This is a genomic window from Agrobacterium vitis, from assembly GCF_013337045.2.
In the GTDB taxonomy this organism is placed as follows: domain Bacteria; phylum Pseudomonadota; class Alphaproteobacteria; order Rhizobiales; family Rhizobiaceae; genus Allorhizobium; species Allorhizobium vitis_B.
Genome location: NZ_CP118262.1, coordinates 1 through 24,943, shown reverse-complemented (window position 1 = coordinate 24,943; position 24,943 = coordinate 1). Strand labels below are relative to the sequence as shown.

Below are 24,943 nucleotides of genomic sequence, written 5' to 3'. Positions count from 1 at the left end.
CAGCCGCCGACCAAACCGAGGTTACTTGCCGCTTTCGCTGATCAGCTTCGTCAGTCGCTCGACTTCAGACGCGAACTTCTGGTCAAGCGCCGCCGGTGTCGCCAGATCTTCCGATACCGGTGCGGTTCCAAGGCTCGCAAAACGCTCGATCACGACCGGATCCTTGAGTGCGGCGCGCAACGCTTCCGCAAGCTTGCTGCGGATGGCTTCAGGCGTTTCCTTGGGTGCCCAGAGCGCATGCCAGGCACTGAGCTCGAACCCTTGCAGGCCGCTCTCTTCCACAGTCGGAAGATCTGGCAGCACGCCAATCCGCGCCTTCGTTGTCACCGCATAGGGATGAACCTCACCGGCCTTGATCTGGGTCGTGGTGTTGGTCGTCTGGTCGCAGGCGAGATCGATGCGACCTCCAATGAGATCGGTCATTGCGGGGCCCATGCCCTTGTAAGGGACCAGAGTGATCTTGGTGCCGAGCGCGTCCTGCAGCAACCTGCCGCAGAGATCGGAAACGGCACCCGTGCCGGCGGTCCCGAAGGTGACGGCAGGCCCGTTTGCCTTCACATAGGAGAGGAGATCGGTGAACGTCTTCGGCTCGAAGTCCTTCCTGCCGACGACCGTCATCGGGACCTCGGTAATCAGCCCGACGCTCGAAAAGTCTTCGATCGGCTTGTAGGTCAGGTTCGGGTAGAGCGCAGCGAAAGTGGCCACCCCGATATGGTAGAGCAGCAACCGGTAGCCATCGGGGTCCGCCTGCGCCACTGTTGCGGCACCAAGCGAGCCGCCAGCGCCGCCCATGTTTTCGATCAGCACCTGCTGGCCAAGGGTCGTGGACATCGACTGCGCCACCAGGCGCGCCACGGTGTCACTCGGTCCACCTGCCGCTGCAGGCACCACGATTGTGATGGGTCGATCAGGATAGTTCTCCTGCGCCAGCACCATATGGCTGGACATGGCAAACAGGACACCTGTGAGGGACAACAGTACCTTTTTCATCGCGCTTTCCTCCCTGAGATCGCGAAGGATGCCTCCACATCCTTTTCCATGCTATCTTGCATGCAAGCTTACATTTATTGATGCGCGCCCGTTTGTCAAGCTCCAGGAGAGCGGCTATAACGAGCCTTGAAACAACGACAGGCAGTTCATGATCAGGACGATCGACATTCCCGGAGCCGCGCCACGCGATCCGGCCACAGAACAGAATTCAGCAAACTCCGACATCAACGGTTCGGGTCGGGTTTCTGCCGCCTATCTCGCCATCAAGGAGGCGATACGCTCCAATGCGTTTCCCCCCGGGTACCAAGCCGCAGAAATTGAAATTGCGCGTCAGCTCGGCATGAGCCGAACCCCGGTGCACGAAGCCATGGCGCGACTGCAGGAAGACGGACTGGTCCGGATACTTCCCAAGAAGGGCATCATCATCTGCGCCCTGTCTCCCGCGGACATCGAAGAAATCTACGAAGTCATCACCGCGCTCGAGGGTGCCGCGGCGGCACGGCTCGCCCGGCTGCCGATGGAGGAACGCGCGCCCGTCATCCAGCTTCTGAAGGCCGCCACAAAGCGGATGATTGAGGCATTGGCCGACAACGACCTTCCACGATGGGCTGTGGCCGACGAGGATTTTCATCAGACTCTCGTAGTAGAGAGCGGAAACAGCCGCCTCATGCGGATGGCGGGGACCGTCGCCGATCAATTGCATCGCGCCCGCATGTTCACCCTCAACCTACGGCCCTTGCCGCTGCACTCGGCCGGTGAGCATGCGGAAATCATAGAAGCAATCGAGCAGGGTGATGGGGATGCGGCGAGCCGCGCCGCACGGCTGCACCGCAAACATGCTCATGACGCATTGATCCCCCTTATTGCTCGATACAATCTACGCAATCTCTAGGTTGTCGGTTGCGGCGATCTGAACGACGCGGAGATTGTTGGTGCTGCCCTGTTGCGCAAATGGAAATCCCGCCACGATGACAATGTGATCGGAGGGACTTGCCAGCTTTGCTTCCTGCACCGCCTGTTGCGCATGAATCAGCGACGCCTCATAGGTGTGGACATCTTGTGATCGCACGCCGACAACCCCCCAGAACATGTTGAGCCGGCGCGCGACTTGTTCGGACGGAGTGAGAGCCAGAATTGGCAATGCCGGTCTGGCACGCGAAATTCTGGCCGCGGTTGTTCCGCTCGATGTATAGGCCACCACAACCGGCGATCCCAGAGCCACGGCAACGTTGGCTGCTGCAGTGGCAACTGCATGCGGCGGTGATTGAGCGACATCGGGTTCCGTTGCCTCAAGGATCGGCCGGTAGTGCTTGTGCTTCTCCGTCTTCTCGATGATCCGGTTCATAATTTCGACCGCCTCCACCGGGTAGGCGCCTGTTGCGGTCTCGGCGGAAAGCATGACGGCATCTGCCCCATCATAGATGGCACCGGCAACGTCCGAGGCTTCAGCGCGCGTCGGCGTTGGCGAACTCACCATCGAGTCGAGCATCTGTGTGGCGACAATCACGGGCTTGGCCGCTAGCCGGCATGCACGGATGATTTCCTTCTGCTTGCCCGGAACGTCCTCCGGCGGGATCTCCACGCCGAGATCACCTCGCGCAACCATGACGCTGTCCGAAAGCCTGACAATATCCTCGATGTCATCGAGGGCAGACGGCTTCTCGATCTTGGCAATGAGGCCAGCCCTGTCTCCAACGAGGGACCGGGCTTCGATCATGTCGCGTGCCCGCTGAACGAAAGAAAGTGCGACCCAGTCGACGCCAAGCTCGAGCCCGAATTCCAGGTCCTCACGATCTTTCGCCGTGAGCGGGGAAATGTCCAGGACAGCGCCGGGCACGTTGACACCCTTGCGGTTCGACAAGGCGCCTCCATTGAGGACCTCGCAAACAAGCCGCCCGTCCATCACCTCCATGATCCGGACTTTTATTCTACCGTCGTCGATCAGGAGGTCCATTCCGGGCACCGCCACCTCGAAGATTTCCCGATGAGGTAGCGGAATATCGTTCATTCCTTCACCACCCTCACGGCCAAGGATAAATCCGATGGTGGATCCAAGTGCGAGATCGAGCCTGCCATGTGCCAGAACTCCGATCCGGATCTTCGGACCCTGAAGATCCTGCAGCACGGCGATAGCAGCATCATGCTCCTGCTCAAGAGCTCGGATGTTCCTATAGACTTCCGCGTGATCGGCCCGGGCACCATGGCTGAAATTCAGGCGGAACGTATCGACACCGGCGAGAAACAGTGAGCGAAGCATGTCGGGCGAACTTGACGCCGGTCCGACCGTCGCGACGATCTTTGATCGCCGGTTGTTGCGTATGAACATGTCCAAACCTAACCTATGAGAATTGCGCGGATGTCGTTGACGTTCGTAAGCGTTGGGCCTGTGACCACCAGGTCGCCGATGGCCTTGAAGGCCGTGTAACTATCATGGGCAGACAAGGTCGCCCGTGGATCGATACCAGCATCGCGCATTCGGATAAGACTGTCCGGCGCGACCAGCGCACCGGCAGCATCCTCGACACCGTCGATACCATCAGTATCACCGGCGATGGCCCAGATGCCGGAAGCTCCCTTAAGGGCAACCGCAAGACTGAGAAGAAACTCCGTGTTTCTCCCACCGCGCCCCTCGGTCATGGCACCAAGGGAAACGGTACTCTCACCACCGGACAGGATGACGGCAGGTGCTGCTACAGGCAGGCCCTTGTCGCGGGCGGAGAGTGCGATGCCTGCCATGACACGCCCCATTTCGCGAGCCTCACCTTCCAGGGCATCTCCGAGGATAAGTGGACACAAACCGGCATCTAGCGCGGCCGCGGCGGCCGCTTCGAGCGCTATCGAGGGGGCAGCAACCAGCCGAATCTCGCCTGCGACCTCCCCTGCCTTAGGCGTCTCGTTGCCTTGCACAAGCACTGCGCGCGCAGACTCGGGCAGGTCAATTCCGTAGCGGGCGATGATGGCTGCTGCGTCTGCCAAAGTGGTAGGATCCGCGACCGTTGGACCCGAGGCGATCTCCGATGGATCATCACCCGGCACGTCGGAGATGATCAGTGTCACCAGTTTTGCCGGCAGTGCTGCGCGGGCCAGATGGCCTCCCTTGATAGCGGAAAGATGCTTGCGGACGGTATTCATCTCGGAGATGGTGGCACCGCTGGCAAGCAGCGCCTGATTGACCGCCCTTTTGTCGGTCAAAGTCATCTTGCCCGTAGGCGATACAAGCAATGACGAACCGCCGCCGGAGATGAGAGCCACCACGAGATCGTCCGGACCAAGGCCCTGAACCGCAGCGAAAATCTTCTCTGCAGCCTTGATGCTCATCTCATCCGGGACGGGGTGGGAGGCCTCCAGGATTTCGATGCGTCCCGCCGGAACGGCGTGGCCGTAGCGAGTGACCACGATGCCCGAGAGATCGACATCGGGCCAGGCGGCGTCGACCGCAGCCGCCATCGCAGCCGACGCCTTGCCCGCTCCCACCACAACGCAGCGACCTCTGGGACGCTCTGGGAGGTTGTTGACAACAGCTATTTTCGGATCCGCGCTGGCAACGGCTGCGTCGAAAATTCGACGCAGCACCTGGCGAGCGGACACATCGTTCCAGGTCATTCTGCAGCGGCCATCTTCAAGATATTCGATCCTGCGATTGCGTTGCATACGGCTTCGGTGACTTGGCGGGTGTTGGCGGTGCCGCCGACATCGGGGGTCAGGATGCCCGCTTCGGTCACGCGCTCGACGGCGCTCATCAGCCGTGCGGCGGCGTCGCGTTCACCGAGATGCTCGAGCATCTGCGCGGCAGTCCAGAAAGTGGCGATCGGGTTGGCGATACCCTTGCCGGTAATGTCGAAGGCAGATCCGTGGATCGGCTCAAACATTGATGGGAAACGGCGCTCCGGGTCGATGTTGGCCGTCGGCGCAACCCCGAGGCTGCCAGCGAGAGCACCAGCCAGATCCGACAGGATGTCGGCATGCAGATTGGTCGCCACGATCGTATCCAACGTCTCCGGCTTCAGCGTCATGCGCACCGTCATCGCATCGACCAGCATCTTGTCCCAGGTGACATCCGGGAACTCCGTCGCCACTTCGGCCGCGATCTCGTCCCACATCACCATGCCATGGCGCTGGGCGTTCGACTTGGTGACGACAGTCAGCAGTTTGCGCGGGCGCGCCTGGGCCAGCTTGAAGGCGTAGCGCATAATGCGGGTCACGCCGACGCGGGTGAAGATCGCCACTTCCGTGCCGACCTCTTCCGGAAGGCCCCTATGGGCGCGGCCGCCATGGCCGGAATACTCGCCTTCGGAATTCTCCCGCACGATGACCCAGTCGAGATCGCCTGGACCGCAATTGCGCAAGGGTGGCGTGATGCCGGGCAGGATCTTCGTCGGGCGCACATTGGCGTATTGGTCGAACCCCTGGCAGATCGGCAGGCGCAGGCCCCAGAGCGTGATATGGTCGGGAACGTCAGGGGCGCCGACCGCACCGAAGAAGATTGCATCGAACTTCTTCAGCTTGTCCAACCCGTCGGCCGGCATCATCACGCCGTGCTTCTTGTAATAGTCCGAACCCCAGTCGAAGGTTTCGGTATGGATCTTGAAGTCACCGCTGCGCTGTTCCAGCGCCTCCAAAACCTGAAGACCCGCAGCTATAACCTCAGGACCAATCCCATCCGCAGGGATCGCTGCAATCTTGTATTCACGCATGTCTTTTCTCCACTTTGAGATTTAACGATGTTGGACCGGGGCGACTTTGCCCCCGTTTTCCGGTGCGGTACGCGACAACACGAGCGTCACGATAGCGGATACGACCAGCAGACCGGCGACGAAGTAGAGCCCGCCCGCAAAGCTGCCCGTAGTGTCCTTGATCCAGCCGATCATCGAGGGGCCGACGAAGCCGCCCAGGTTGCCGATCGAGTTGATGGTAGCGATACCGGCTGCGGCCGCTGGTCCTGACAGGAAGAGCGTGGGCATGCTCCAAAGCGGCGGCTTCGAGCAGCTAATCCCGATGTTAACCAGCGTCAGCGCAATAAGGACGGTGAAGACGCTTGTCGCACCCGTGGCAAATGCAAGCCCGACGGCGGCAAGCAGACAAGCGCCGACGACATGCCAGGTCCGTTCACCGGTCTTGTCGGAATGACGCGCCCAGAGAACCATTGCAGCAACTGCGAAAATGCCCGGTACTGCGTTGATGAAGCCGACCTGAAGGGACGATAGGCCGAACTCCTTGATGATCTGCGGCGCCCAGATGCCGAGGGTGTAAAGGCCGGCGGACGTACCGAAATAGACAAGGGCGAGCGCGATAACCCGAATGTCAGCGAGCCCTGCAAGAATGCTGTGGCTGGCCTTGCCCTTTGCGGCCTGCTCAGCGTTCATCGTCTTCACAAGCCAGTTGCGCTCATCTTCCGAGAGCCACTTGGCTTTTTCCGGACGGTCGGTGAGGTAAAAGAGGACGACGACGCCGAGGATGACCGCAGGAGCGGCTTCAATCAGGAACATCCACTGCCAGCCGGCAAGACCGAGGAAACCATGCATCTCCATGAGCGCTCCGGAGATCGGCGAACCGAGGACGGTCGAAAGCGGGGCTGCGGCCATGAAAATCGCTGTCACTGCCGCACGTCGGCGAGCCGGAAACCAGAAGCTCAGGTAAAGGATAATCCCCGGGAAAAAGCCCGCCTCGGCAACGCCGAGAAGGAAGCGTAACGCATAGAAACTTGTTGTTCCCTGTACGAACGCCATGAGGCCGGACACGATCCCCCAGGTGATCATGACGCGGGCAATCCAGATGCGCGCACCGACTTTGTTGAGAATGAGGTTGGACGGAACTTCGAACAGGAAGTAGCCGACGAAGAAGATGCCTGCTCCGATACCGAAGACAGTCGAGGAAAATCCAAGGTCCTCGTTCATGGTCAGTGCGGCGAAACCGATATTCACCCGGTCCAGGAACGCTACAAAATAAAGCAGCATGATAAATGGCACGATGCGCAGAGTGATTTTGCGCAGAACGCGCGTCTCCAGGTCGCTGTTCATAGCGAACTCCTCCCAATGATCCGTTGGGCGCACCTCCTGCGCCTTCGGGAAAGACGTTAATTCGTACTTTCCTCCCAATCCACAATGCTTTAATTATATAATTAAATGATATAAAGGCATGTCATGGAACTGGAACAACTAAAATGCTTCGTCGCTGCGGCCGAAGAACTGCATTTCGGTAGGGCTGCACAGAAAATGGGAATGCTACCGGCATCGCTGGGACGGCATTTAAGACTGTTGGAGGAGTCCCTCGGCACTCGCCTCATGTCCCGGACAACCCGAAGTGTCGCCCTGACCGAAGATGGAGTCGCCCTGCTGGAGGAGGTGAGGCCCCTTCTCCATCGTCTCCAGACACTTGCGGAAGAGTTTCGATCAAGGAAAACTCAGCAGACGACCGTGCTCCGCATAGGTGCGATAGACAGCGCTGCAGCAGGTCTTATACCGCCGCTGCTGCATGATTTTCGGGAGCGATTCCCCGGGATCATCACGCAACTTGTCGAAGACAAGTCGATACGTCTCATTCCAAAACTGATTGCCGGGCGTCTGGATATCGTCTTTATTCGACCTCGAGACGGACTGAACCGGAATCTGGTCGTTCGCACCCTCACGCAGGAAACACCCGTTATTGCACTGCCTGTCACGCACCCGCTCGCGAACCGCGAGCGGATCTCCGTCGATGAACTGCGCGACGAGCCCCTCATCGTGCCAGAGCGTCGCTCTCGCCCCCACAGCTATGACCTGACCATGAAACTTTTCGAGGACGCCGGACTACACCCGCGCATAGCCCAAATTGCTGACGAGAAACAAACGATTATCAACCTCGTTGCGGCAGGAATCGGATCTGCCATCGTCCCCCGCTGGACCGCGAAACTCGCGGTATCCGGGGTGACTTTCGTTCCCCTCATGACGGTTGGCGGCATTTCACTCCGGAAACTGCCTCTTGCCGCAGCCTGGGCAAAAGCTGTTCGTGATCCCGGACGCGACCAGTTGCTGGAACTTCTCGACACAAATATCGACCGATATGCCGAGCAGGCGTAGGCTCGCCCGCCTCTTCATACCGTCTGTCTGCACCCGATAGAGAGGCGGGCGCCAACCTCTGGTTCCTCTTCGCTCTTGAACCAATTCGAACCAGCGCGATGGAGAGGGCAACCGCCACCTTGTTCATCTAGTTGCCCTGTCGACAAAGAGGCTTGTGCCCGTCTCAGCGATCTCCACATCCTGGGCCACCGATCCGCCACTTACACCAATTGCGCCGACAACGACGCCACCGATGCAGATTGGAAGGCCGCCACCGAACATGACTACTCTGCCCGCGTGACTCTGCTGAATGCCGTAAAGCTCTGCTCCCGGCTGGGCGATCCTCCCAAGCGCCTCTGTCGAGTTATTGAAGATGCGTGCGGTATAAGCCTTGTTGATCGCCAGCTCAGCCGATCCGGGCATGGCGTCATCCTGCCTGGCAAAGCCAAGCAAATGGCCTCCGGCATCAACAACTGCGACCGAACAGGGAACCCTGAATGCGTCGGCTTTCGCGACGGCGGCCTGAATGGCCCGCATTGCATCGACAAGAGTGAGGTTTTCGAATTTGGTTGTCATGATTGCGTCTCGCATCCGTTGCGTGCCTGGATTGGCCGCTTCAAAGGCGGCATTCGATTTTCGTTGAAGCATCGGGCACGCAAATATCTTGCGAGCCCGATGCGGGTTCTCCCGCCGCCTACTTTCCACTTTCTGCAGCTTTTTCGATGACGCGCACGACGGCCTGCGGCTGCGAGATGTAGACCGCATGGCTCGCCTCGATTTCGGTCACCTCAGCACCGGCACGCTTGTACATCCAGCGTTCGAGATCCGGATTGAGCGCCTTGTCCTGCGTCGAGACGATCGCGAATGTCGGCTTGTCATGCCAAGGAGCCCTAGTCACCGGCGTGGAAAAGGCCTTTTCGGAAACGAACACCTGCGAGATCGCCATCGTGGCCGAGATTTCCTTCGGCAGGTCGGCGGCGAAATCGGCGGCAAATTTCGCCGGATCGAGGTAGAGATATCCATCCTTGGTGGCCTTTACATCCTCGTTCGGCAAAGGCTTCGACTTGACGAGAGACAGTAAACTGTCGCCGATCTCGGGCATCAATGCCGAAACATAGATCAGCGACCTGACCTTCGGATCACTGCCGGCCTCGGTAATGATCTGGCCACCGTAGCTGTGGCCGACGAGCACGACGGGACCATCCTGCTGGTCTAGGACTCGTTGTGTCGCCTGCACATCGGCTTCCAGCGTTGTTTCAGGCTGCTGGACGATGCTGACCTTGTAGCCGTCCTTGGCGAGCAGATCGGCAACCGCCCTCCAGCCCGAGCCATCGGCAAAGGCGCCATGGACGAGAACAACATTCCTGACCTTGCTGTCCGCAGCGGCGGCAGCTCCGGTTGAGAGAGCGATCGAGGCCAGAAACGTTGCGCCTGCGAGAGATTTCATGATTCTAGACATTCCGATAATCCTTGTGGTGTCTTATTGGAAAAGCAGGCGGGCAAGAGTTGCCGCCCGTATGAAAAGGTTCAGAACGCCTGGACCGTGGGACGGATGACGATTTCATTGATGTCGACGTCGTCGGGCTGCTCGATCGCGAAGGCAATTGCCCGGGCCACGGATGAGGCTGGTATCGCCTGTTCATAGAAGTCATGCACGGTGTCCCGCGCGGTCCCCGTCGTGCCGAGTTTCAGCTCGCTTTCCACGGCGCCGGGCTCGATCGACGTGACACGGACGGCCCCGCCGACCTCCATGCGCAGCCCCTCCGAAATGGCACTGACCGCAAATTTGGTACCGGAATAGACGGTGCCGCCCGGTGCGAAGACCTTGATGCCGGCGACGGAGCTCAGGTTGATGATGTGGCCGCTTTGCTGCGCGAGAAACAGCGGCAGGGCGGCCGCAATTCCATAAAGCGTCCCCTTGAGATTGACGTCGATCATCGCGTCCCACTCGTCCGTATTGATCTCGGCCATCGGCCGGATTGGCATGATCCCCGCATTGTTGATGATGACATCGAGCCGTCCGAGATCCCGAACCACGGCTTCGACGGTGGCCTTGACCTGGTGCTTGTCAGTTACGTCCATGCCATAGGCACGGATGTTACCACCCTGCCCTGCAATCTCGGCGCGGACCGCCTCCAGCTTTTCTTCACGCCGGGCGGCAATGGCGACCTTTGCACCCTTTGCGGCGAGCGTCCGGGCGACCTCTGCACCGATGCCGGTGCTGCCGCCGGTGATGAGAACGACTTTGTCTGCGATACCTGTGGTCATGATCTTGTCCTCGAGTTGGTGAATGGAGTTCGCGGTTGTCCGGCGGCCGGCCTGCTGGCCGTCCCTGGAAAGCTTGGGTAATGCCGGTGGAATGTGCGGGGTCTAGTCGCGCGCGCTGCGCAGGCCGGACGGTTGCAGGAACGGCGACAAGGCGAGCATCAGCAGTGCAACGGCCGCGAGGATCCAGAGCGGAATGGCGAAGCCACCGGTGACGTCGCGAAGCAGGCCCAGAAGCAGCGGGCCGAGTGCACCGGTGAAGTATCCGATGCCCATCACGAATGCCGACCAGGCATTGGCCTCGTGTGCATCAGCTGCGTTGTCGAGCGGCAGGATCATGCCAAGCGTGAAAGAACCGCCCACGCCGAAGGCAATAACGGGGATGAACAGGAACGGGAGCAGACTGGGCGATATCGCAACCGCAGCCGATCCGACCAGAGCCAATCCCGCAAACAGGGCAATCACCCCGCGCCGGTCCTCGTTTCGGCTGATAAGGCCTGCAAGCGGGTTCGACACCATGAAGGCGGCGGTGAAGCTGGCAAGCAGCAGGCCGGCCGTGGTGGCACTCATGCCGTATTCCCGAAACATTGGTGCCGTCCACGACACGAAGCCGAAAAACAGGATGTTGTTGGCCGAAAAATAGAGCGCGATCAGCCATGCCTTGGGGTTGCGCACAGGCAGTCCGCGGCGCGCCGGTGCTGGCGCTGCGGCCACCGGAACGTCCGAGCCGCGTTCGGCGCGGGCGACCAACAGCCAGGCTGCAATCGCCGTCAGGCAGGGCAGCGCAAAAATGCCCGAACCGAACCTCCAGCCTCTGCCGGCATCGGCAAGCGGTTGTGCCAGACCTGCCGCAAACGTGCTGCCTAGTCCCAGCGACATGGCATAAATGCCCATCAGGATTGCGGCGCGTTTCGGAAAGCTCTTCTTGGCGAAACCGGGGATCAGTGCACCGGTAACCGCTATGCCGGCGCCGACCCCGACGGTGGCGGACAACAGCACGCCGATCGACCCGGCAAAGGCTCGGCCTGCCGTCGCGGTCATCAGGACGACGAGGGCGATCAGGATCACCCGGTCGCGACCGAACCGCCGGGCAAGCCAGGGTGTCGGGAAAGCCAGCAAACCCATCAACATCGCCGGGATGGCCGTCAATAACGAAGCCTGTGTATTGGAGATGCCGAATTCCTCACGGATATGCGGCAGCAACGGTCCTATCGACACGATTTCCGGCCGCAGGTCGATCGCCACCAGCACAATCACGGCAACGGTCGCGGCGAAAGATAGTGGCGCGAGCTTCTCCTGGTCGCTGTGAGCATCTGTCTCCACAACTGCCGGTTCCCTGGTCATGACATGATTGCGGACGAATGATGGGGCAGGAAGCATGTGCGTCATCGCTATTCTCCAGGGCAAAGGGATGCAGCTTGGTCCGGGGACGGCCCCGGTTCCCGACAGACGACAAGGTCTGTCCCCGAACCAAGATGGCAGGTGACTCAAGCTTGAGCTTGAGGATGATCCGCCGCGATCAGGCGGCCTTGGCAGCCTTGAGGGTGGCGAGCAAAATGCCGGCCGTCTCGACGGACGAGCCCGGATTCTGGCCGGTGATCAGCAGGCCATCCTGAACGGCGTAGGAGCCCCAGTCATCGCCGCTGGTATAGACGCCACCATTCTCTTTCAGCATGTCCTCGACCAGGAACGGCACCACGTCGGTAAGGCCCACGCCGTCCTCTTCCGTGTTCTTGAAACCGGTCACCTTCTTGCCGCGGACAAGCGGTGCGCCATCGGCCGCCTTGACGTGACGCAGGACGCCCGGAGCGTGGCAGACGAAGGCGACCGGCTTGCCGGCACGATAGGTTGCCTCGATGAGAGCAATCGAATCCTTGTCTTCGGCCAGATCCCAGAGCGGGCCGTGGCCGCCCGGATAGAAGATGGCGTCGTAGTCATCCTTGGAAACGCTGTCGAGCGTGACGGTGGTGCTCAGTACGGCCTGCGCCTGGGGATCGGCATGAAAGCGACGGGTCTGCTCGGTCTGGAATCCGGGTTCGTCGCTCTTGGGATCGAGTGGCGGCTGGCCGCCCTTGGGCGAAGCGACGGTGATCTCGGCACCGGCTTCGAGGAAGGCGTAATAGGGAGCTGCGAACTCTTCGAGCCAGAAACCGGTCTTGCGGCCGGTGTTGCCGAGTTCGTCATGTGAGGTGAGAACCATGAGAATTTTCATTGTGCGGATCCTTCCGAAAATTGACTGGGCAAGAGCTGCCGCGGGTGTTTCGTGTTGGCTGCGATCTTCCTTCGATCGCTGCTCTTTCGACACGATGATCATGCCTGCCGAGACCTCATTCCGGAAATTTATTTCTTTGATTTCAGATATACTCTCTGCAATATAACGGGATGAAATATGACCTGAACCTGCTGCCTGTCTTCATTGCGCTGATGGAAGAACGCAGTGTGACCCGCGCTGCCGAAAGGCTCCGCATCACCCAGCCAGCCCTGTCCAATGCCTTGAACCGCCTGCGCGACACGCTGCGCGATCCGCTGTTCATCCGCGAGCGTTACGGCATGAGGCCGACCCAAATGGCCGAGGAACTGGCGCCGGTGATCGGTGCTGCGCTCGCAAGTATGGACGACGTGATCCTCGGCCAGCAGGAGTTCGATCCGGCCGAGGCAACACGGTTGTTTACCCTAGCTCCAAACGGCTACGTCGAGTTCGTACTGATGCCCGAAATTGTTTCGCAGCTGCGCGAGCGGGCCGCCGGGATCAAGCTTCGCCTTACCCCGTTCGGCAACGATCTGATCGAGACCGGCGCAATGTCCGGAACGACCGACATGGTGCTGGGTCGCATCGTCGATCCGCCGGACAATATGGTGGTGCAGCACCTGATGGACGATGGACTGGCGTGCGTCGTGCGCGCCGACCATCCGGACATCCGGGACAGCATCTCAAAAAAGCAGTTCGAAAGTCTGAAGCATGTCAACGTGCTTCCGCCGGGCCGGATGCGGGCCGGGCTTTTCCAGGCGCTGGACCAGAAGGGCCTCAAGCGCGACGTTGCCGTGTCGGTGACGCATTTTCTGGCAGTGCCGGAAATGATCGCCGTCACGGACTATTGCGCCACACTGCCGCGCCTGATTTGCAATCGTCTTGCCAAGGATCCTCGCCTTAAGATCCTTCCGGCCCCCGTCGATCTAGGGACCTTCCCTGTCGAGATGGCATGGCATGTCCGATATCGCCATGACCCGGCGCACAGGTGGCTGCGATCGCTGATCAGTGAAGTGGCACGAGACCTACTCGCCGGACATGGCGATCATCGGGGTGAGTGACCCGGCACTCCCGTGGAAACCTGACACCATCGGCGCACGGGCCAGGTAGCGGAGAATGATCTGGCCCAGCCCACTTCTTATTTTTTCAATGACTTCATGAAGGCGACGAGGCGAATGACGTCGCTGGGAACGAGCCGGCCGATCGCCCGGCTGGAATAGACGGCATTGACGACGCTGCCGTCGGGCGCGAGCACGAAGCCGGTGTTTTCGAGAAAGCGGCCGCGTGCCGGGGCGTTGTTCTGATAGGCGCCGACAGCCGCAACGATTGCTTCAAGATCTGCCGAATGCCCCATCTTGAAGGGGATAGCGTGCTTTGCAATGAAGTCTTTCGTCTCGGCTTCGTCATCGACGGAAAACGCCACGACCTTGATGCCCTCTTTCTGAAGCGCGTCGCTTGCCGCGACAAAAGCCGCCACTTGCTCATTGCAGAAAGGGCACCAATGTCCACGGTAGATGAGCACGACGCCGTATGACCCGCCAAGATCGCTTGGAAGATGGATGACGCCGCCACCGACGGCGGGAATTTCGATGTCTGGAAAGGTCTGGTCGTTCTGAAGCATTGGCATGAAGATGACTTCCTTTATGGACTGAACGGTCCAGTCTTGATAGAAGGATACTGGACTGTCTAGTCCAATTTTGGAGATCACCATGCGAAAAAACGGAAAATCCGGATTTACGGTCCGGGGAGAGACGACAAGACAACGGATCATCGAGGCTGCCGCCGAGATCGTCTATGCCAAAGGTGCTGCTGGAATGAGCCTGGATGAAGTCATGGAAGCCAGTCGCACCAGCAAGTCGCAACTCTATCATTATTTTTCGGACAAGGATGTCGGGCCGCCGTTTGCTGCGAACGGTGCTGGATCCTGCCATGGTCACAACCCAAAGATCCGGAAGGACGATCGGCCGGACAGTTCGCGCACCGCCTCAAAACCTTCGAGCCGTTCGAACAGACGATTGGCCGCCCAGCGAGATAGTGTGCTACCGGGGGCCGACGCAGGCACCGCGTCCTCCTTCAGGAGTCTGCGGATAACGGGCTCAGCTCTCTTGGTGCGCAGCTTCGGCGCAACGGCCAGCAGTCGTGCGGCGCAGCGGTCTATCTCGACGGCGGATCGAAGTGCGGCGTCTACGCCATCGACCAGCGCCAGGCAGATCGCTTTTGGATAAGCCGGTTCGCCCGGCCTAACGCGACCGCGGCCGCCGATCGTGCGGAACGCCGGACCAAAACGCTCAGGGAGCAGCAGCGGCACAGGTTTCGGCCAATTAAGCTTGTACGCTAAGATGAGATCGGCGAGCCCCAGCGCCAGCACCTCGGCATCCGGGCGGGCAGCGCAAAGTGCCGCTATAAGGTCCGCCGCGACGAAAGGCGCTGCTCGCCCGGACTGCCTTGCAGAATCGATCAGATTCGGGATCTCGGCAAGACCGTCGTCCCAACGAATTCCCAAAAGCGTGGAGAGCTCCTTAACGAAGGGTGTGGTGATTGTCCCGGATCGACGCGTCAGCAATCGTGTCGCCAGAAACAGCTTTCCGGCCGGGCCGGGATCGTCACCGGCGGCGGTCAACAAAACGGCGTCCCGGATGGCGCTTTCTTTTTCGTCGCGCCCAATCATTCTGGCGGCAACAGTGGCCGATTTGAGGGCTAGGCGATCACGCCAGCAACCGATCCATTTCGGTTCGGCGCGGACCATATCGTTCAGTGATTTCAGGGCGATACCAGCGGCGAAGGCAGCGTCGGACTCGTTGATTTCGCGACCGCGCGAAAGCGCCCACGCCGGTAGGCGGGGCGACCAAGCAGGGGTATTTGGAGCGGAGGGCAGGAGTGAATCCATGCGCCGAAGTGTAAATCAGGTGCGCAGTTTATGCTAGCATTATCGACTTGAACCGCACGCCCTGTCGTTGTAGAAATACGTCCGATAATCTTGCATTATCGGACATATTTGTCATTATAGAGAAATGGCGCAAATCATCGAGCAGAACACCGAAAATCACGTCGAAGAGACCTCAGCGCCATCTCTCAGCATGGCGGCGTCGCATGATGTTTCCGCGCCAGAGGTGTCGGGCGAAAGCCCCCTCACCTCTCTCGCCGTTCAGGACCAGACGCCAGCCCATCTCGCAAGCCTCGCTGGTCGCGCCCGGGGCTACGTCGAAGCCGCCAGTTCCGCCAATACTCGCAAAGCCTACGCCGCCGACTGGAAGCATTTTTCCGCGTGGTGCCGGCGGTCCAATCTCGCTCCCCTCCCCCCGCATCCGCAAACAGTAGGACTCTACATCACGGCCTGCGCTTCCGGCAGTGCCGCGGGCACCGCTGCGCGCGGCGCCAAGGCCAACTCCGTCTCGACCATCGAGCGGCGCCTCTCGTCACTCTCCTGGAACTTTGCCCAACGCGGCCTCGCGCTAGATCGCAAGGACAGGCATATCGCCACCGTCATGGCCGGTATCCGCAATAGCCATGCCCGCCCGCCCGTCCAGAAGGAGGCGGTCATGCCAGACGACATCATCGCCATCATCGAAACCTTGGATCGAGGCACTCTGCGAGGCTTGCGAGATCGCGCCATGCTGCTGATCGGTTACGCTGGCGGCCTGCGGCGCTCGGAGATCGTCGGCCTCGACCTCAAGGCAGATCAGACCGAAGACGGCCGCGGCTGGATCGAAATCCTCGACAAGGGCATGCTTGTCACCCTGCGCGGCAAAACCGGCTGGAGAGAGGTCGAGGTAGGCCGCGGCTCATCCGACGCCACGTGTCCGGTCGTCGCCATCGAGACCTGGATCAAGTTCGCCAAGCTTGCACACGGTCCCCTCTTCCGCCGCGTAACGGGTCAGGGCAAATCCGTCGGTGCGGACCGCCTGAACGATAAGGAAGTCGCGCGACTGGTAAAACGCTCGGCAATCGCGGCTGGCGTTCGCGGCGATCTCAGCGAGATAGAACGGGCCTTCAAATTCTCCGGCCACTCGCTGCGAGCCGGTCTCGCTTCCTCGGCCGAAGTCGATGAGCGATATGTGCAAAAACAGCTTGGCCACGCATCCGCTGAAATGACTCGCAGGTATCAGCGACGGCGTGACCGTTTCCGCATCAACCTAACCAAAGCTGCAGGATTGTAACGCTTGCCGATCAGTCGGCACCAGCACCAGACGCGCTGGCGGAATTTTTGATCGGGAACATGTCCTCACCGTAATGATGAAGGCGCGTATGGTGGCGACGACATAACCATCGGACGCACAGAGGCTCGTCGTATTGATCATGATGGGCATCGACCGCTTGGACGCCGCATACCTCGCAACTCTCCTTATCGAGTTCACCCGCCTTGACGGCCCGCTGCACAGCAAGGTGTGCTTCATACTTCCCTGGGTTGGCACGCCGCCAATTCGCTTGCCGGGTATCAGTTTTGAGCATCTCCGCAGTGTCCCCGTTCGGTCCTTCGTGTGACGGTACTATAACGCCGGCTTTTCCGATACCGCGGAGATAACTGAGCGGATCGACTGCCGCGCCCATGCGGCGATTCCATTATCGGGCGCCTATCAGGCCGGAAGGCCGTGTGCATGGACAAAACAGAGTTTGTTTCCCTCCGGATCTCGACAATAGCCGGCATAGAAATCTTCCGCATACTTTGGCCTTAGACCGGGCGACCCTTCATCATATGCACCCTTGTGCATCGCTGTGGTCCAGGCATGGTCGACGGCCTCTCTCGACGGTGCTGCGAAACTGATTTGCACGCCGTTGCCCCACGTCGCCGGCAAACCATTGATTGGGCGCCGGAGGGCGAACTGCGGCCAACGCCTGTCGCCTTTACGCCAGATAACACCCGCTTCGTCGACGTCGTCTAGTTCGACGACTCGACGCAGATCGAGCGGTGCCAAAACAGCGTCGTAAAATGCGACCATCGTCTCAAGGTCGCGAGCGCCGATCATGATGTGGCTGAACATGTGAATTCCCGTGGTAAAGGTGTGCGATACGCCGTGGTCTACGGTCCTGCTGGAGATCCGCGATCCCCCTCCCCTGTTCGCCGAGGCAAGGTAGCCGCGTCCTGGAAGATGCCAAGTTCGTTCACACCTGTCTGAGAAAATCCTCCGTCGAGGTGATTTCCAATTGCACCGAGAACCGATCGCCTAGCAACTCGAGCGAGGCGTCATGGGTATCATCAGCGCCACTACAGACGGCATCTTTCAACAGAATAACGCGATAGCCAAGGTCTATTGCTCCGAGGGCCGCAGCCAGCACACACACGTCCGTCTCTCCACCCGAGATGGCGAGTGTCTCAACACCCTCCCCCGCCAGGACGCGGTGCAGCTCGCCGGTGATCCATGGCGAGTACGTCCTCTTGTCGAAAATCCGGGCGGGTGGGACCAAGGCCTTGAGTGACGGGACGAGATTGACCATGTCCGGTCCCAGTCGATCCAGGGTCATGGTGTCCCATTTCTCATAGTAGCTGCGCCACATGCCGTGCATGTGCTCCGCTCGCTTCGGCGGTACGAAGCGCGTGAACACCGTCCGCTGCGGATGGCGCTGCGCAATCTCCTGGATCTGAGGCGAAACCTCTTTCATCCATGGCACATGCCAGGGCGTATCTTCAGCGAACATCCGCTGCATATCGATGCACAAGTGAATCCAGGGACTGTCGTTCATCGTCTCCTCTCCTCGACACGAACCAACACAACAAAGAGCGGTTGCCGATTGCGGCCGAGACTCTTCACTCAGCCATTTAATCGAACGGCGCTACCGGCAGGGCGCGTTTGTGTCCGCTCGCCCGATACGTCTTGAGAATACGTTGCCGTGCCGGTTCAGCGACCGTCTTCCCTTCCAGGAAATTATCAATGTCGTCGTAGGTGACACCATAGACGTCTTCATCGGGACGAAGCGGCGCGTCAGACTCGAGATCAGCAGTCGGCACCTTGAATACCAGTTCCTGAGGAGCACCCATATGCTCGGCGATGGCCCTCACCCGTCGTTTGGTCAGGCCAGCCAGTGGCAGTATGTCGGCCGCACCGTCGCCGAATTTTGTGAAGAACCCCATGAGCGCTTCGGCCGCCTGATCGGTCCCGATCACCAATCCTCCGGTTGACCCAGCCAGCGCGTACTGCGCGATCATTCGCTGGCGTGCTTTGATGTTGCCAAGATGAAAGTGTTTGCGAGCTGGCTCTACTAGATCCGCCCCCTCCGCCATCACCGCGTCGAGCATGGCGTCTGCTGCTGGCTTGATATCAATTGTGACGATACGGTCCGGGCCGATGACTCCGAGGGACTTCTGCGCGTCTGTCTCGTCGGCCTGGACGCCATATGGCAGACGGACAGCAATGAATTGAGCATCGTATCCATCCCCCCGGAGGTCCGAAACCGCGGATTGCGCGAGTAAGCCGGCGGCAAGAGAGTCGACACCGCCGCTAATTCCGAGAACAAAGGTTCGGCATGACGCCTGGCGCAAATAATGGCTCAGGAAGGCGATGCGACGCCGAGCCTCAAGCGCCGCATCGAAATCGGCAGTGACTCCAAGGGTCCGTGATATCGAGTGCTGCTCGTTGTCCATTTCCGATCCGTAGGCTGTTTTGTGCGTCGTTGCTGCGAGAGTTGGATCAAGACAGCAAAGGCTGCTCTTTTTTCCAGTCGCGGTAAGGCGTCAACATCTGCCCGGGGAAGCGCCGTTCAATTTCTTCTTCCACAAGCGTAATTCGGGAAAGGGTTTCCTCCCGATCACTGGCGTCGTCCTCGCTATGCTTTTCCAGCGCGCTCATCGCGGCAAAGACCTCATCAACCGTCATCGCCTCAAGCCGGGTCGCGAAATCCGAAACATCCTCGTCCAAAATGTCATTGGCTGTCATCACGAGCCTCCCTGCATGCGCTGAAAACCATAACAATATGAAATTGTTCCTTCTCTCGGAACTTGATGGCGTCGCGGTGGTTTACCCGGCCATCCACAACAGGAGTATCGTCATGAAAAGAACCCTCATTCTCGCATCCATCCTTCTGGCAACGGCCGGATCCGCAGCCCTGGCACAGTCCACAGCCGAAAAGACCGGCGTGAATTCTGTCATGGGTGTCGCGCCAAAGACCGAAGACTTCGTCCTTGAGGCGGCCAGCAGCGACATGTTCGAGATTGAGTCCAGCAAGCTTGCCGTGGAACGATCGGACGAAAAGACAAAAACATTTGCTCAGCAGATGCTGACCGACCACCAGAAGACTTCTGATGAGCTGAAAGCCATTGTGACGTCAGGCAAAATCAAGGCGACGATCCCGACTGCCATGTCGTCCGCTCATCAGGGCATGCTGGACGATCTCAAGAAGCTTCAGGGCGAAGAGTTCACGAAGCAGTATCACTCCGACCAGGAAGACGTGCATGAAGATGCGGTCGATCTGTTCAAGCGCTACGGCGACGAGGGCGAAAACGCTGAGCTGAAGGCCTGGGCTGCAAAGACCCGGCCGGCGCTGGAGCATCACCTGCACATGGCGACAGAGATGAACAAGTAACCCATAATCCTGCCCCCGCCGGGTTCCTCTCGCGGGGGCATTTTTTGAGGACGCCATGCTGATCGGCTACCACGCCTCTCACGAACAGTTCTCGCCCAGTCAACTGCTGGACTACGTCCAGGCTGCTGAGCGCGCCGGTTTCCAGGCCATCATGACGTCCGATCACCTGGCACCGTGGAGCCATCGGCAGGGAAACTCCGGCAACAACTGGGCATGGCTCGGCGCAGCGATGGCAAAGACCAGGCTGCCATTCGGCAGTCTCGCCATACCGGGCGGCTGGCGTTATCATCCAGTCGTGCTGGCGCATCTGGTCGCGACCTTGAGCGAGATGTTTCCGGAGCGTCTGCGGTGGATTGCCATGGGCAGCGGCGAAGCCTTGAACGAAAACGCCGTTGGACGCGGGTGGCCAGACAAGACGGAGCGAAACGAGAGACTGGAAGCCGGTTCAGAAATTATCCGCGCGCTGCTTGCCGGCGAAACGGTGACCTCTGATCATCCCCACCTCAAGACAGAACAGGCAAAGCTGTGGTCACTTCCAAACAAGCCACCCTTGCTGTTGGGCGCGGCGCTCACTGAGGAGACGGCAAGCTGGCTCGGGAAATGGGCGGACGGACTTGTGACGGTTCGGAAACCGGCGAACGAACTGAAGCGGGTGGTCGAGGCATTCCGCTCGAGCGGCGGCGCGGGGAGGCCTCTTGCTCTCCAGCTTCAAGTGTCATGGGCACCCACCTTCGATGAGGCGCGAATGGCCGCCTGGCATGAGTGGCGCAATGCGGCGGTCACGCCGGATCTGTTGGCCGAGCTCAAAACCCCGGCAGAATTCGATGCCGCGTCATCCGATGTGACGCCCGAAGGGATGGATGAGTTCATCCCCTTGATTACGCGCGGAGACGAACTTCTCGATCTGGTCGAAGAATGCGTGAGCTGTGGTTTTGACGAGATCTACGTCCATAACGTATCCCGCAATCAGCACGGGTTTATAGATTTCATGGCCGAGCAATTTTTCAGCAAGCCGAATCTACGCCGTAACTAGCCATCCTGGATTGACAGTGGGCGTCTCAAGTAGATGGTACCCTGGACCACAGCCGTTGCCATATACCACAAATCCGCCTCCCCGAACGGCGAGCCGTACTCCATGAATGAGGACGTCAACCTTGCTAACATTTTGTTCTAACTGACAAATATCGAGAGAAAAACGGCTGACAAGTCGGTTGAAGTCAATAACTTTAACCAGCACGCCGCCCCTCTCCGCCGTGTGCTTTCAGTAGTGCCATCAACACCGGCCCAAGCGAGAATTCGCCCCGTACTGTGCGTTTCGTAAGATCACGAAGATAGCCGCCATGACTATTGATTAAGTTCGATCGTTCTAGAATGCACGCCATCGCCACCGCCGCATTTTCGGGGCCCATTGCATTGCAAGCCTCCTCGTAGGCGGATGGGCTGACCCCAAGCATTGAACGGACAACAACAGCCGCCGCCATCAACTCTCGCCAATGCGAAATTCCGACTGCGGGTCCATAGTCGATTATCTGCGGGCAGGCCCGAAGAACCATACCAAGCGGAAATGACTTGATCGAATCAACCTTAGCCTTTGCTTGCACCGCGTTCTTTGTCCGAGGTCCTTCCGGCAAGTTTTCGCCCTGCTCTTTTTCGGAGCTAGGTTCAAATTCATTTATAGATTCGGTATTTGAATTCTGTATGTGACGGTTATTTGGGATGGCATTGCCGTGTATATTTTTGGTTTCCGATAGCCTTTTCAGAAGGTTGAGTACCTCAGAACGCAAGAGCTCCATCTCATCGAGTGCGGCTTCGACTTGGTTTCTGTCCGGATAGCGAGGATGCCGCTCCAGAATTCCAATATACATCGTTTCGACATGCTCCCAATTGCCGGGGGCGCCTTCCTCAATCGCAGCTGTTATCAGCTTGCGGACATCTCGGCGGCAAATCGTGAGTGCTTCCTTCGCCCGGCGAAAGCGCATACGTTCCGCGGCCACGTCTTGAGCCAGCAAGGCAAGCTCGGCGGCACGGGCAAGCAGCGGGCTCAGATCGAAGCCGTAAGCCTGCTCGATCTCACCGTCTCGACTGCGATGTGCGTATCGCTTCCCGTTCGGACTATCACGACGCTGGATAAGTCCCGCATCCACGAGTGCGCGGAGCTGACGGCGCAGTGTACTTTCCGTGATCCCATGAGCGCGGACGGACAGCTGCGCATTGGATGGAAATACAACAAGCCCGTTTTCAGCATCGAGCTGCGCATCGGGGTAGAACGTCAATAGGGCATCGAGAACGGCGAGCGCTCTGTCTTGCAAACCAAAGCGCTCCCTCGACTCGCACACATCGCGAAACACCTTCCACTTCTCGACACGCGTGCCTGGTGTGGAAGCCGCGATCGCCAATTGCCCTTTCACCAAGGCAAGCGTCGCCGGCCGCCGCCCAAAGGGCGTCGTTACATGTCCCGTTTGCATTTTTCTTTCACCTTTCTTCAGGCAAAGGAAATCCGCTCACCAAATCGGTGCCAAGACTCTTGACTGTGATTCCGGGAAATGCGATTCTCAATCCTGCGAGAGATACGAGAGAGGCTTCCACGGTTTACCGTTTGGGGGCCTTTTTCTTTTGCGGTTTATTCTCCGTTGTTTTCCTGCTTCGATCCTCTGTACTCGGTGTACAGACGGTCCATGTGGGCTGAAAGCCATTCGCTGAAGGGCTTCGCTTCGACATTCGAAAGCTCGATCGCAACCTTCTTTGGTTTGGCGTTCATCACGAAATCCAGTGAAGTATCGCTCGACGTCCAAACCTTCCCGGACGCGGTGGCCTTGGGCTTTTTTGCAGCTGATTTGACCCTGTAGCGCTTCAGGTAGTCATGAAGTTCATCGAACCGCTTGTCTTCTGTCAGTTCAGCGAACTCCGCGGTTCCCACGTGTTCCGTAGCTACCTTCAAGAGGGCAGGGGCGAGAACCAATTGACGAAGGCTCAGCCACTTGTCGCGTCCGATCTTCTTGGATGCTCCGAGCACCTTGAGAACCGAGGCCGGAACTGCCTCCACGACACCAAGCATCTTAGAGAGCATCGCCTCGTCGATCGCCAGCGACGATCGAACCACATCCTTCGTCATTCCGGACGCGAGTAGATTCTGTGCGAAGTACGCGCGCTCGATGAACGATAGATTTGAACGGGCGGAATTTTCTTGCCCTTGGGCGATTGCTGACGTGATGTCATCCAGTTTCTTGACTACTGCCTTGACCGGAATACCAAGTTCTTTGGCGACTTTGAGACGGCGGTGACCAAAGATCACCATGAACCGCTGGCTATCTGCCTGACTGGGTCGAACCAGAATGGGCGTTGTCTGGCCGGATGTCTTGATCGCCTGCTTTAGCTCCTGGTACTCCTCGCCATCGTCGGAAAGGCGATCGGCGACAAACGAAACGTCAATCAACCGCGGATCCAGATCCACAATCACCTCGCCTTCCATCAGCTTCTTGGTGTTCTCGGCCAAGTCCTCGATGGAGCGAACGACAGTCTTTGCTGCCCCCGTCATGCCGTAACCAGGCTTTGTCGGTGTCTGGTTAGAAGCGATGGAAGCCATGTCAAGTTTCGCAAAAGGATTCTCACGCGCCACAGCCGGCCTCCAAACTCGCTTTCAACGTCGACAGGGTATTGATATGCTTCATAAATCCCACGGAAAAAACGGCTGACAAATGCGTCATTTGCGCCCCCATGCGCCGTGGATTAATTCCATGATTTCGCCGTTGGCTGCGTTCAGACTTTCCATCGCCCGGTCATAGGTAGACCGGACGAAATCACCCCGTTCCACCTCGTATAAGGTCTGCTTCTTTATTGAAGCATCGGAAATTGCCGTCGATTTCAGGACGTGATTTCGCAACATCTGCTGGGCGAACATGGATTGCATGAACCCGACCATCTGTGCCTGTGGAATGTCCGTCGGCTCGAAGCGAGTTACAAGATAGCGGAACCACTCAACACGCATCTCGGCGCCAGCCTCTGCGACGGGCCCCATAATTCCGCCTAACATCATCAGAAATTGGCTCATTGACATGATGTCCAGCATCTGAGGATGGATCGTAATCAGAATGCCTGTCGAGGCCATGAGCGCCGTGATCGTCAGGTACCCAAGTTGTGGTGGGCAATCTATAACCACCACATCGTACCTGTCGTCCACCTGCTTCAGCGCATTAAAAATGCGCATGTAGAACAGCCGGCCGTCCTCACCCTTCTTGGAGGATATCGCTAGGGGGACATCATACTCATACTCCTGCAGGACCAGATTTGCAGGCACGACATCAAGACCGGGAATATTGGTTGGCTGTATAACATCCGCAATCGATTTCCGCTCGTCATCGAAACGAAGGGCCTCATACAGGGACGCCGTATCATCGAGTTCGGGCTGGATCCCGAAAAGGGAGGTGAGTGACGCCTGAGGGTCAAGGTCGACCGCCAACACCCGATGGCCGGTGAGAGCGAGGTATTGTGCAAGGTGTGCGGCGGTGGTGGTCTTGCCGCTCCCGCCTTTGAAATTTACGACCGAGACGACCTGCATTGATTCGCCCTCACGGCGCCTAGGAACGTAATACCTTTTGTCAGATTTCTTATTGGCCTCAAGATAATCCCGGAGTTCCAACATTTGATCTGCCGTATAATAGCGGCGACCGCTAACCGACTCTATCTCTGGGCCCTTGCCGTCGGAATTAAGCTGTCGGAGATGCGTCTGAGTAACCCCCATAAAATCCGCAACTTCTCCAAGTTGGAATTTACGCAGACCTTTGCGCGCATCAGGAGGATACTGTTGGCTGCGCAGCATATGCAACGCGTTTGAGATCTTGGCGCCCTGCTGGGCAATCTCAATATCAAATCGGTTGGGCAGCGTAGTGCTCAT

Annotated in this window: 26 protein-coding genes and 1 pseudogene; 7 read left to right on the top strand and 20 right to left on the bottom strand. The window is 58.9% G+C overall.

From position 1 onward, the window contains the following. Nucleotides 1-21: 21 nt before the first annotated feature. Complete coding sequence (locus G6L01_RS25890; RefSeq protein ID WP_060719965.1) at nucleotides 22-990, bottom strand: tripartite tricarboxylate transporter substrate binding protein BugD; 969 nt, start codon at nucleotides 988-990, stop codon at nucleotides 22-24. 148 nt (nucleotides 991-1,138) lie between these two features. On the opposite strand from G6L01_RS25890, the gene G6L01_RS25885 reads away from it, so the two are divergent. After that, a complete protein-coding gene (locus G6L01_RS25885) occupies nucleotides 1,139-1,882 on the top strand; it encodes a GntR family transcriptional regulator (RefSeq protein WP_060719966.1) in 744 nt (247 codons plus the stop codon). On the opposite strand, the gene pyk is transcribed toward G6L01_RS25885, so the two are convergent. From pyk to G6L01_RS25865, 4 genes are read right to left on the bottom strand one after another with little or no spacing between them, the layout of a single operon-like run. Continuing rightward, nucleotides 1,868-3,316: a pyruvate kinase gene (pyk, locus tag G6L01_RS25880; RefSeq protein ID WP_060720094.1), complete on the bottom strand. Its 1,449-nt coding sequence runs from the start codon at nucleotides 3,314-3,316 to the stop codon at nucleotides 1,868-1,870. The genes G6L01_RS25885 and pyk overlap by 15 nt on opposite strands. An 8-nt stretch (nucleotides 3,317-3,324) precedes the next feature. Beyond that, entirely contained in the window at nucleotides 3,325-4,593 is a 1,269-nt protein-coding gene (locus G6L01_RS25875) for a glycerate kinase type-2 family protein (RefSeq protein WP_060719967.1), read from the bottom strand. Then, the gene (locus G6L01_RS25870) at nucleotides 4,590-5,684 is read right to left on the bottom strand and encodes a tartrate dehydrogenase (RefSeq protein ID WP_032489007.1); all 1,095 of its coding nucleotides are present in this window, start codon (nucleotides 5,682-5,684) and stop codon (nucleotides 4,590-4,592) included. Before G6L01_RS25870 ends, G6L01_RS25875 begins: the two co-directional genes overlap by 4 nt. A 21-nt stretch (nucleotides 5,685-5,705) precedes the next feature. Then, entirely contained in the window at nucleotides 5,706-7,007 is a 1,302-nt protein-coding gene (locus G6L01_RS25865; RefSeq protein ID WP_060719968.1) for an MFS transporter, read from the bottom strand. 123 nt (nucleotides 7,008-7,130) lie between these two features. Between G6L01_RS25865 and G6L01_RS25860 the strand changes: the two genes are divergently transcribed. Continuing rightward, the gene (locus tag G6L01_RS25860; protein WP_071206088.1) at nucleotides 7,131-8,045 is read left to right on the top strand and encodes a LysR family transcriptional regulator; all 915 of its coding nucleotides are present in this window, start codon (nucleotides 7,131-7,133) and stop codon (nucleotides 8,043-8,045) included. Between the two features lie 123 nt (nucleotides 8,046-8,168). Here the strand turns inward: G6L01_RS25860 and G6L01_RS25855 are convergent, their stop codons facing one another. The 5 genes from G6L01_RS25855 to G6L01_RS25835 form a co-directional block, all read right to left on the bottom strand. Next, nucleotides 8,169-8,600, bottom strand: coding sequence for a GlcG/HbpS family heme-binding protein (locus G6L01_RS25855; protein WP_060720095.1), 432 nt, complete (start codon nucleotides 8,598-8,600; stop codon nucleotides 8,169-8,171). 118 nt (nucleotides 8,601-8,718) lie between these two features. Next, entirely contained in the window at nucleotides 8,719-9,471 is a 753-nt protein-coding gene (locus G6L01_RS25850) for an alpha/beta fold hydrolase (protein WP_234613936.1), read from the bottom strand. Between the two features lie 80 nt (nucleotides 9,472-9,551). Further along, the gene (locus tag G6L01_RS25845; RefSeq protein WP_060719971.1) at nucleotides 9,552-10,292 is read right to left on the bottom strand and encodes an SDR family oxidoreductase; all 741 of its coding nucleotides are present in this window, start codon (nucleotides 10,290-10,292) and stop codon (nucleotides 9,552-9,554) included. A gap of 102 nt (nucleotides 10,293-10,394) precedes the next feature. Then, a complete protein-coding gene (locus G6L01_RS25840; RefSeq protein ID WP_234891848.1) occupies nucleotides 10,395-11,678 on the bottom strand; it encodes an MFS transporter in 1,284 nt (427 codons plus the stop codon). A 130-nt stretch (nucleotides 11,679-11,808) separates the two neighbouring features. Beyond that, nucleotides 11,809-12,501 (bottom strand): type 1 glutamine amidotransferase domain-containing protein, encoded by a 693-nt coding sequence (locus G6L01_RS25835; protein ID WP_060720097.1) that lies wholly within the window; start codon nucleotides 12,499-12,501, stop codon nucleotides 11,809-11,811. Between the two features lie 170 nt (nucleotides 12,502-12,671). Between G6L01_RS25835 and G6L01_RS25830 the strand changes: the two genes are divergently transcribed. After that, the gene (locus G6L01_RS25830; RefSeq protein ID WP_060719972.1) at nucleotides 12,672-13,598 is read left to right on the top strand and encodes a LysR family transcriptional regulator; all 927 of its coding nucleotides are present in this window, start codon (nucleotides 12,672-12,674) and stop codon (nucleotides 13,596-13,598) included. Between the two features lie 77 nt (nucleotides 13,599-13,675). On the opposite strand, the gene G6L01_RS25825 is transcribed toward G6L01_RS25830, so the two are convergent. Continuing rightward, complete coding sequence (locus G6L01_RS25825) at nucleotides 13,676-14,164, bottom strand: redoxin domain-containing protein (protein ID WP_060720098.1); 489 nt, start codon at nucleotides 14,162-14,164, stop codon at nucleotides 13,676-13,678. Between the two features lie 82 nt (nucleotides 14,165-14,246). Here G6L01_RS25825 and G6L01_RS25820 point away from each other — a divergent pair. Next, nucleotides 14,247-14,426 (top strand): annotated as a pseudogene (locus tag G6L01_RS25820) (TetR/AcrR family transcriptional regulator); the annotation flags it as partial. A 44-nt stretch (nucleotides 14,427-14,470) separates the two neighbouring features. Here G6L01_RS25820 and G6L01_RS25815 read toward each other — a convergent pair. After that, nucleotides 14,471-15,424, bottom strand: coding sequence for a DUF1403 family protein (locus G6L01_RS25815; protein WP_070167282.1), 954 nt, complete (start codon nucleotides 15,422-15,424; stop codon nucleotides 14,471-14,473). A gap of 124 nt (nucleotides 15,425-15,548) precedes the next feature. On the opposite strand from G6L01_RS25815, the gene G6L01_RS25810 reads away from it, so the two are divergent. Then, complete coding sequence (locus G6L01_RS25810; protein WP_174096617.1) at nucleotides 15,549-16,694, top strand: site-specific integrase; 1,146 nt, start codon at nucleotides 15,549-15,551, stop codon at nucleotides 16,692-16,694. A 10-nt stretch (nucleotides 16,695-16,704) separates the two neighbouring features. On the opposite strand, the gene G6L01_RS25805 is transcribed toward G6L01_RS25810, so the two are convergent. The 5 genes from G6L01_RS25805 to G6L01_RS25785 all read right to left on the bottom strand — a co-directional run bounded on the left by G6L01_RS25805 (nucleotide 16,705) and on the right by G6L01_RS25785 (nucleotide 19,406). After that, nucleotides 16,705-16,986, bottom strand: a complete 282-nt coding sequence (locus tag G6L01_RS25805; protein WP_174096649.1) for a hypothetical protein — start codon at nucleotides 16,984-16,986, stop codon at nucleotides 16,705-16,707. Between the two features lie 125 nt (nucleotides 16,987-17,111). Further along, on the bottom strand, nucleotides 17,112-17,516 hold the full coding sequence (locus G6L01_RS25800) for a VOC family protein (RefSeq protein ID WP_174096616.1): 405 nt from the start codon (nucleotides 17,514-17,516) through the stop codon (nucleotides 17,112-17,114). 121 nt (nucleotides 17,517-17,637) lie between these two features. Beyond that, on the bottom strand, nucleotides 17,638-18,216 hold the full coding sequence (locus G6L01_RS25795) for a cysteine hydrolase family protein (RefSeq protein ID WP_174096615.1): 579 nt from the start codon (nucleotides 18,214-18,216) through the stop codon (nucleotides 17,638-17,640). 76 nt (nucleotides 18,217-18,292) lie between these two features. Then, the gene (gene nadE, locus G6L01_RS25790; protein WP_174096614.1) at nucleotides 18,293-19,114 is read right to left on the bottom strand and encodes an ammonia-dependent NAD(+) synthetase; all 822 of its coding nucleotides are present in this window, start codon (nucleotides 19,112-19,114) and stop codon (nucleotides 18,293-18,295) included. Nucleotides 19,115-19,160: 46 nt separating this feature from the next. Continuing rightward, nucleotides 19,161-19,406, bottom strand: coding sequence for a hypothetical protein (locus G6L01_RS25785; RefSeq protein WP_174096613.1), 246 nt, complete (start codon nucleotides 19,404-19,406; stop codon nucleotides 19,161-19,163). A gap of 112 nt (nucleotides 19,407-19,518) precedes the next feature. On the opposite strand from G6L01_RS25785, the gene G6L01_RS25780 reads away from it, so the two are divergent. Beyond that, the gene (locus tag G6L01_RS25780) at nucleotides 19,519-20,052 is read left to right on the top strand and encodes a DUF4142 domain-containing protein (protein WP_174096612.1); all 534 of its coding nucleotides are present in this window, start codon (nucleotides 19,519-19,521) and stop codon (nucleotides 20,050-20,052) included. A gap of 55 nt (nucleotides 20,053-20,107) precedes the next feature. Continuing rightward, on the top strand, nucleotides 20,108-21,085 hold the full coding sequence (locus G6L01_RS25775; protein ID WP_174096611.1) for a TIGR03885 family FMN-dependent LLM class oxidoreductase: 978 nt from the start codon (nucleotides 20,108-20,110) through the stop codon (nucleotides 21,083-21,085). 193 nt (nucleotides 21,086-21,278) lie between these two features. Here the strand turns inward: G6L01_RS25775 and repC are convergent, their stop codons facing one another. The 3 genes from repC to repA form a co-directional block, all read right to left on the bottom strand. Then, complete coding sequence (repC, locus tag G6L01_RS25770; protein ID WP_174096610.1) at nucleotides 21,279-22,517, bottom strand: plasmid replication protein RepC; 1,239 nt, start codon at nucleotides 22,515-22,517, stop codon at nucleotides 21,279-21,281. Between the two features lie 155 nt (nucleotides 22,518-22,672). After that, on the bottom strand, nucleotides 22,673-23,668 hold the full coding sequence (gene repB / locus G6L01_RS25765) for a plasmid partitioning protein RepB (RefSeq protein ID WP_174096609.1): 996 nt from the start codon (nucleotides 23,666-23,668) through the stop codon (nucleotides 22,673-22,675). An 84-nt stretch (nucleotides 23,669-23,752) separates the two neighbouring features. Further along, the gene (gene repA / locus G6L01_RS25760) at nucleotides 23,753-24,943 is read right to left on the bottom strand and encodes a plasmid partitioning protein RepA (RefSeq protein ID WP_174096608.1); all 1,191 of its coding nucleotides are present in this window, start codon (nucleotides 24,941-24,943) and stop codon (nucleotides 23,753-23,755) included.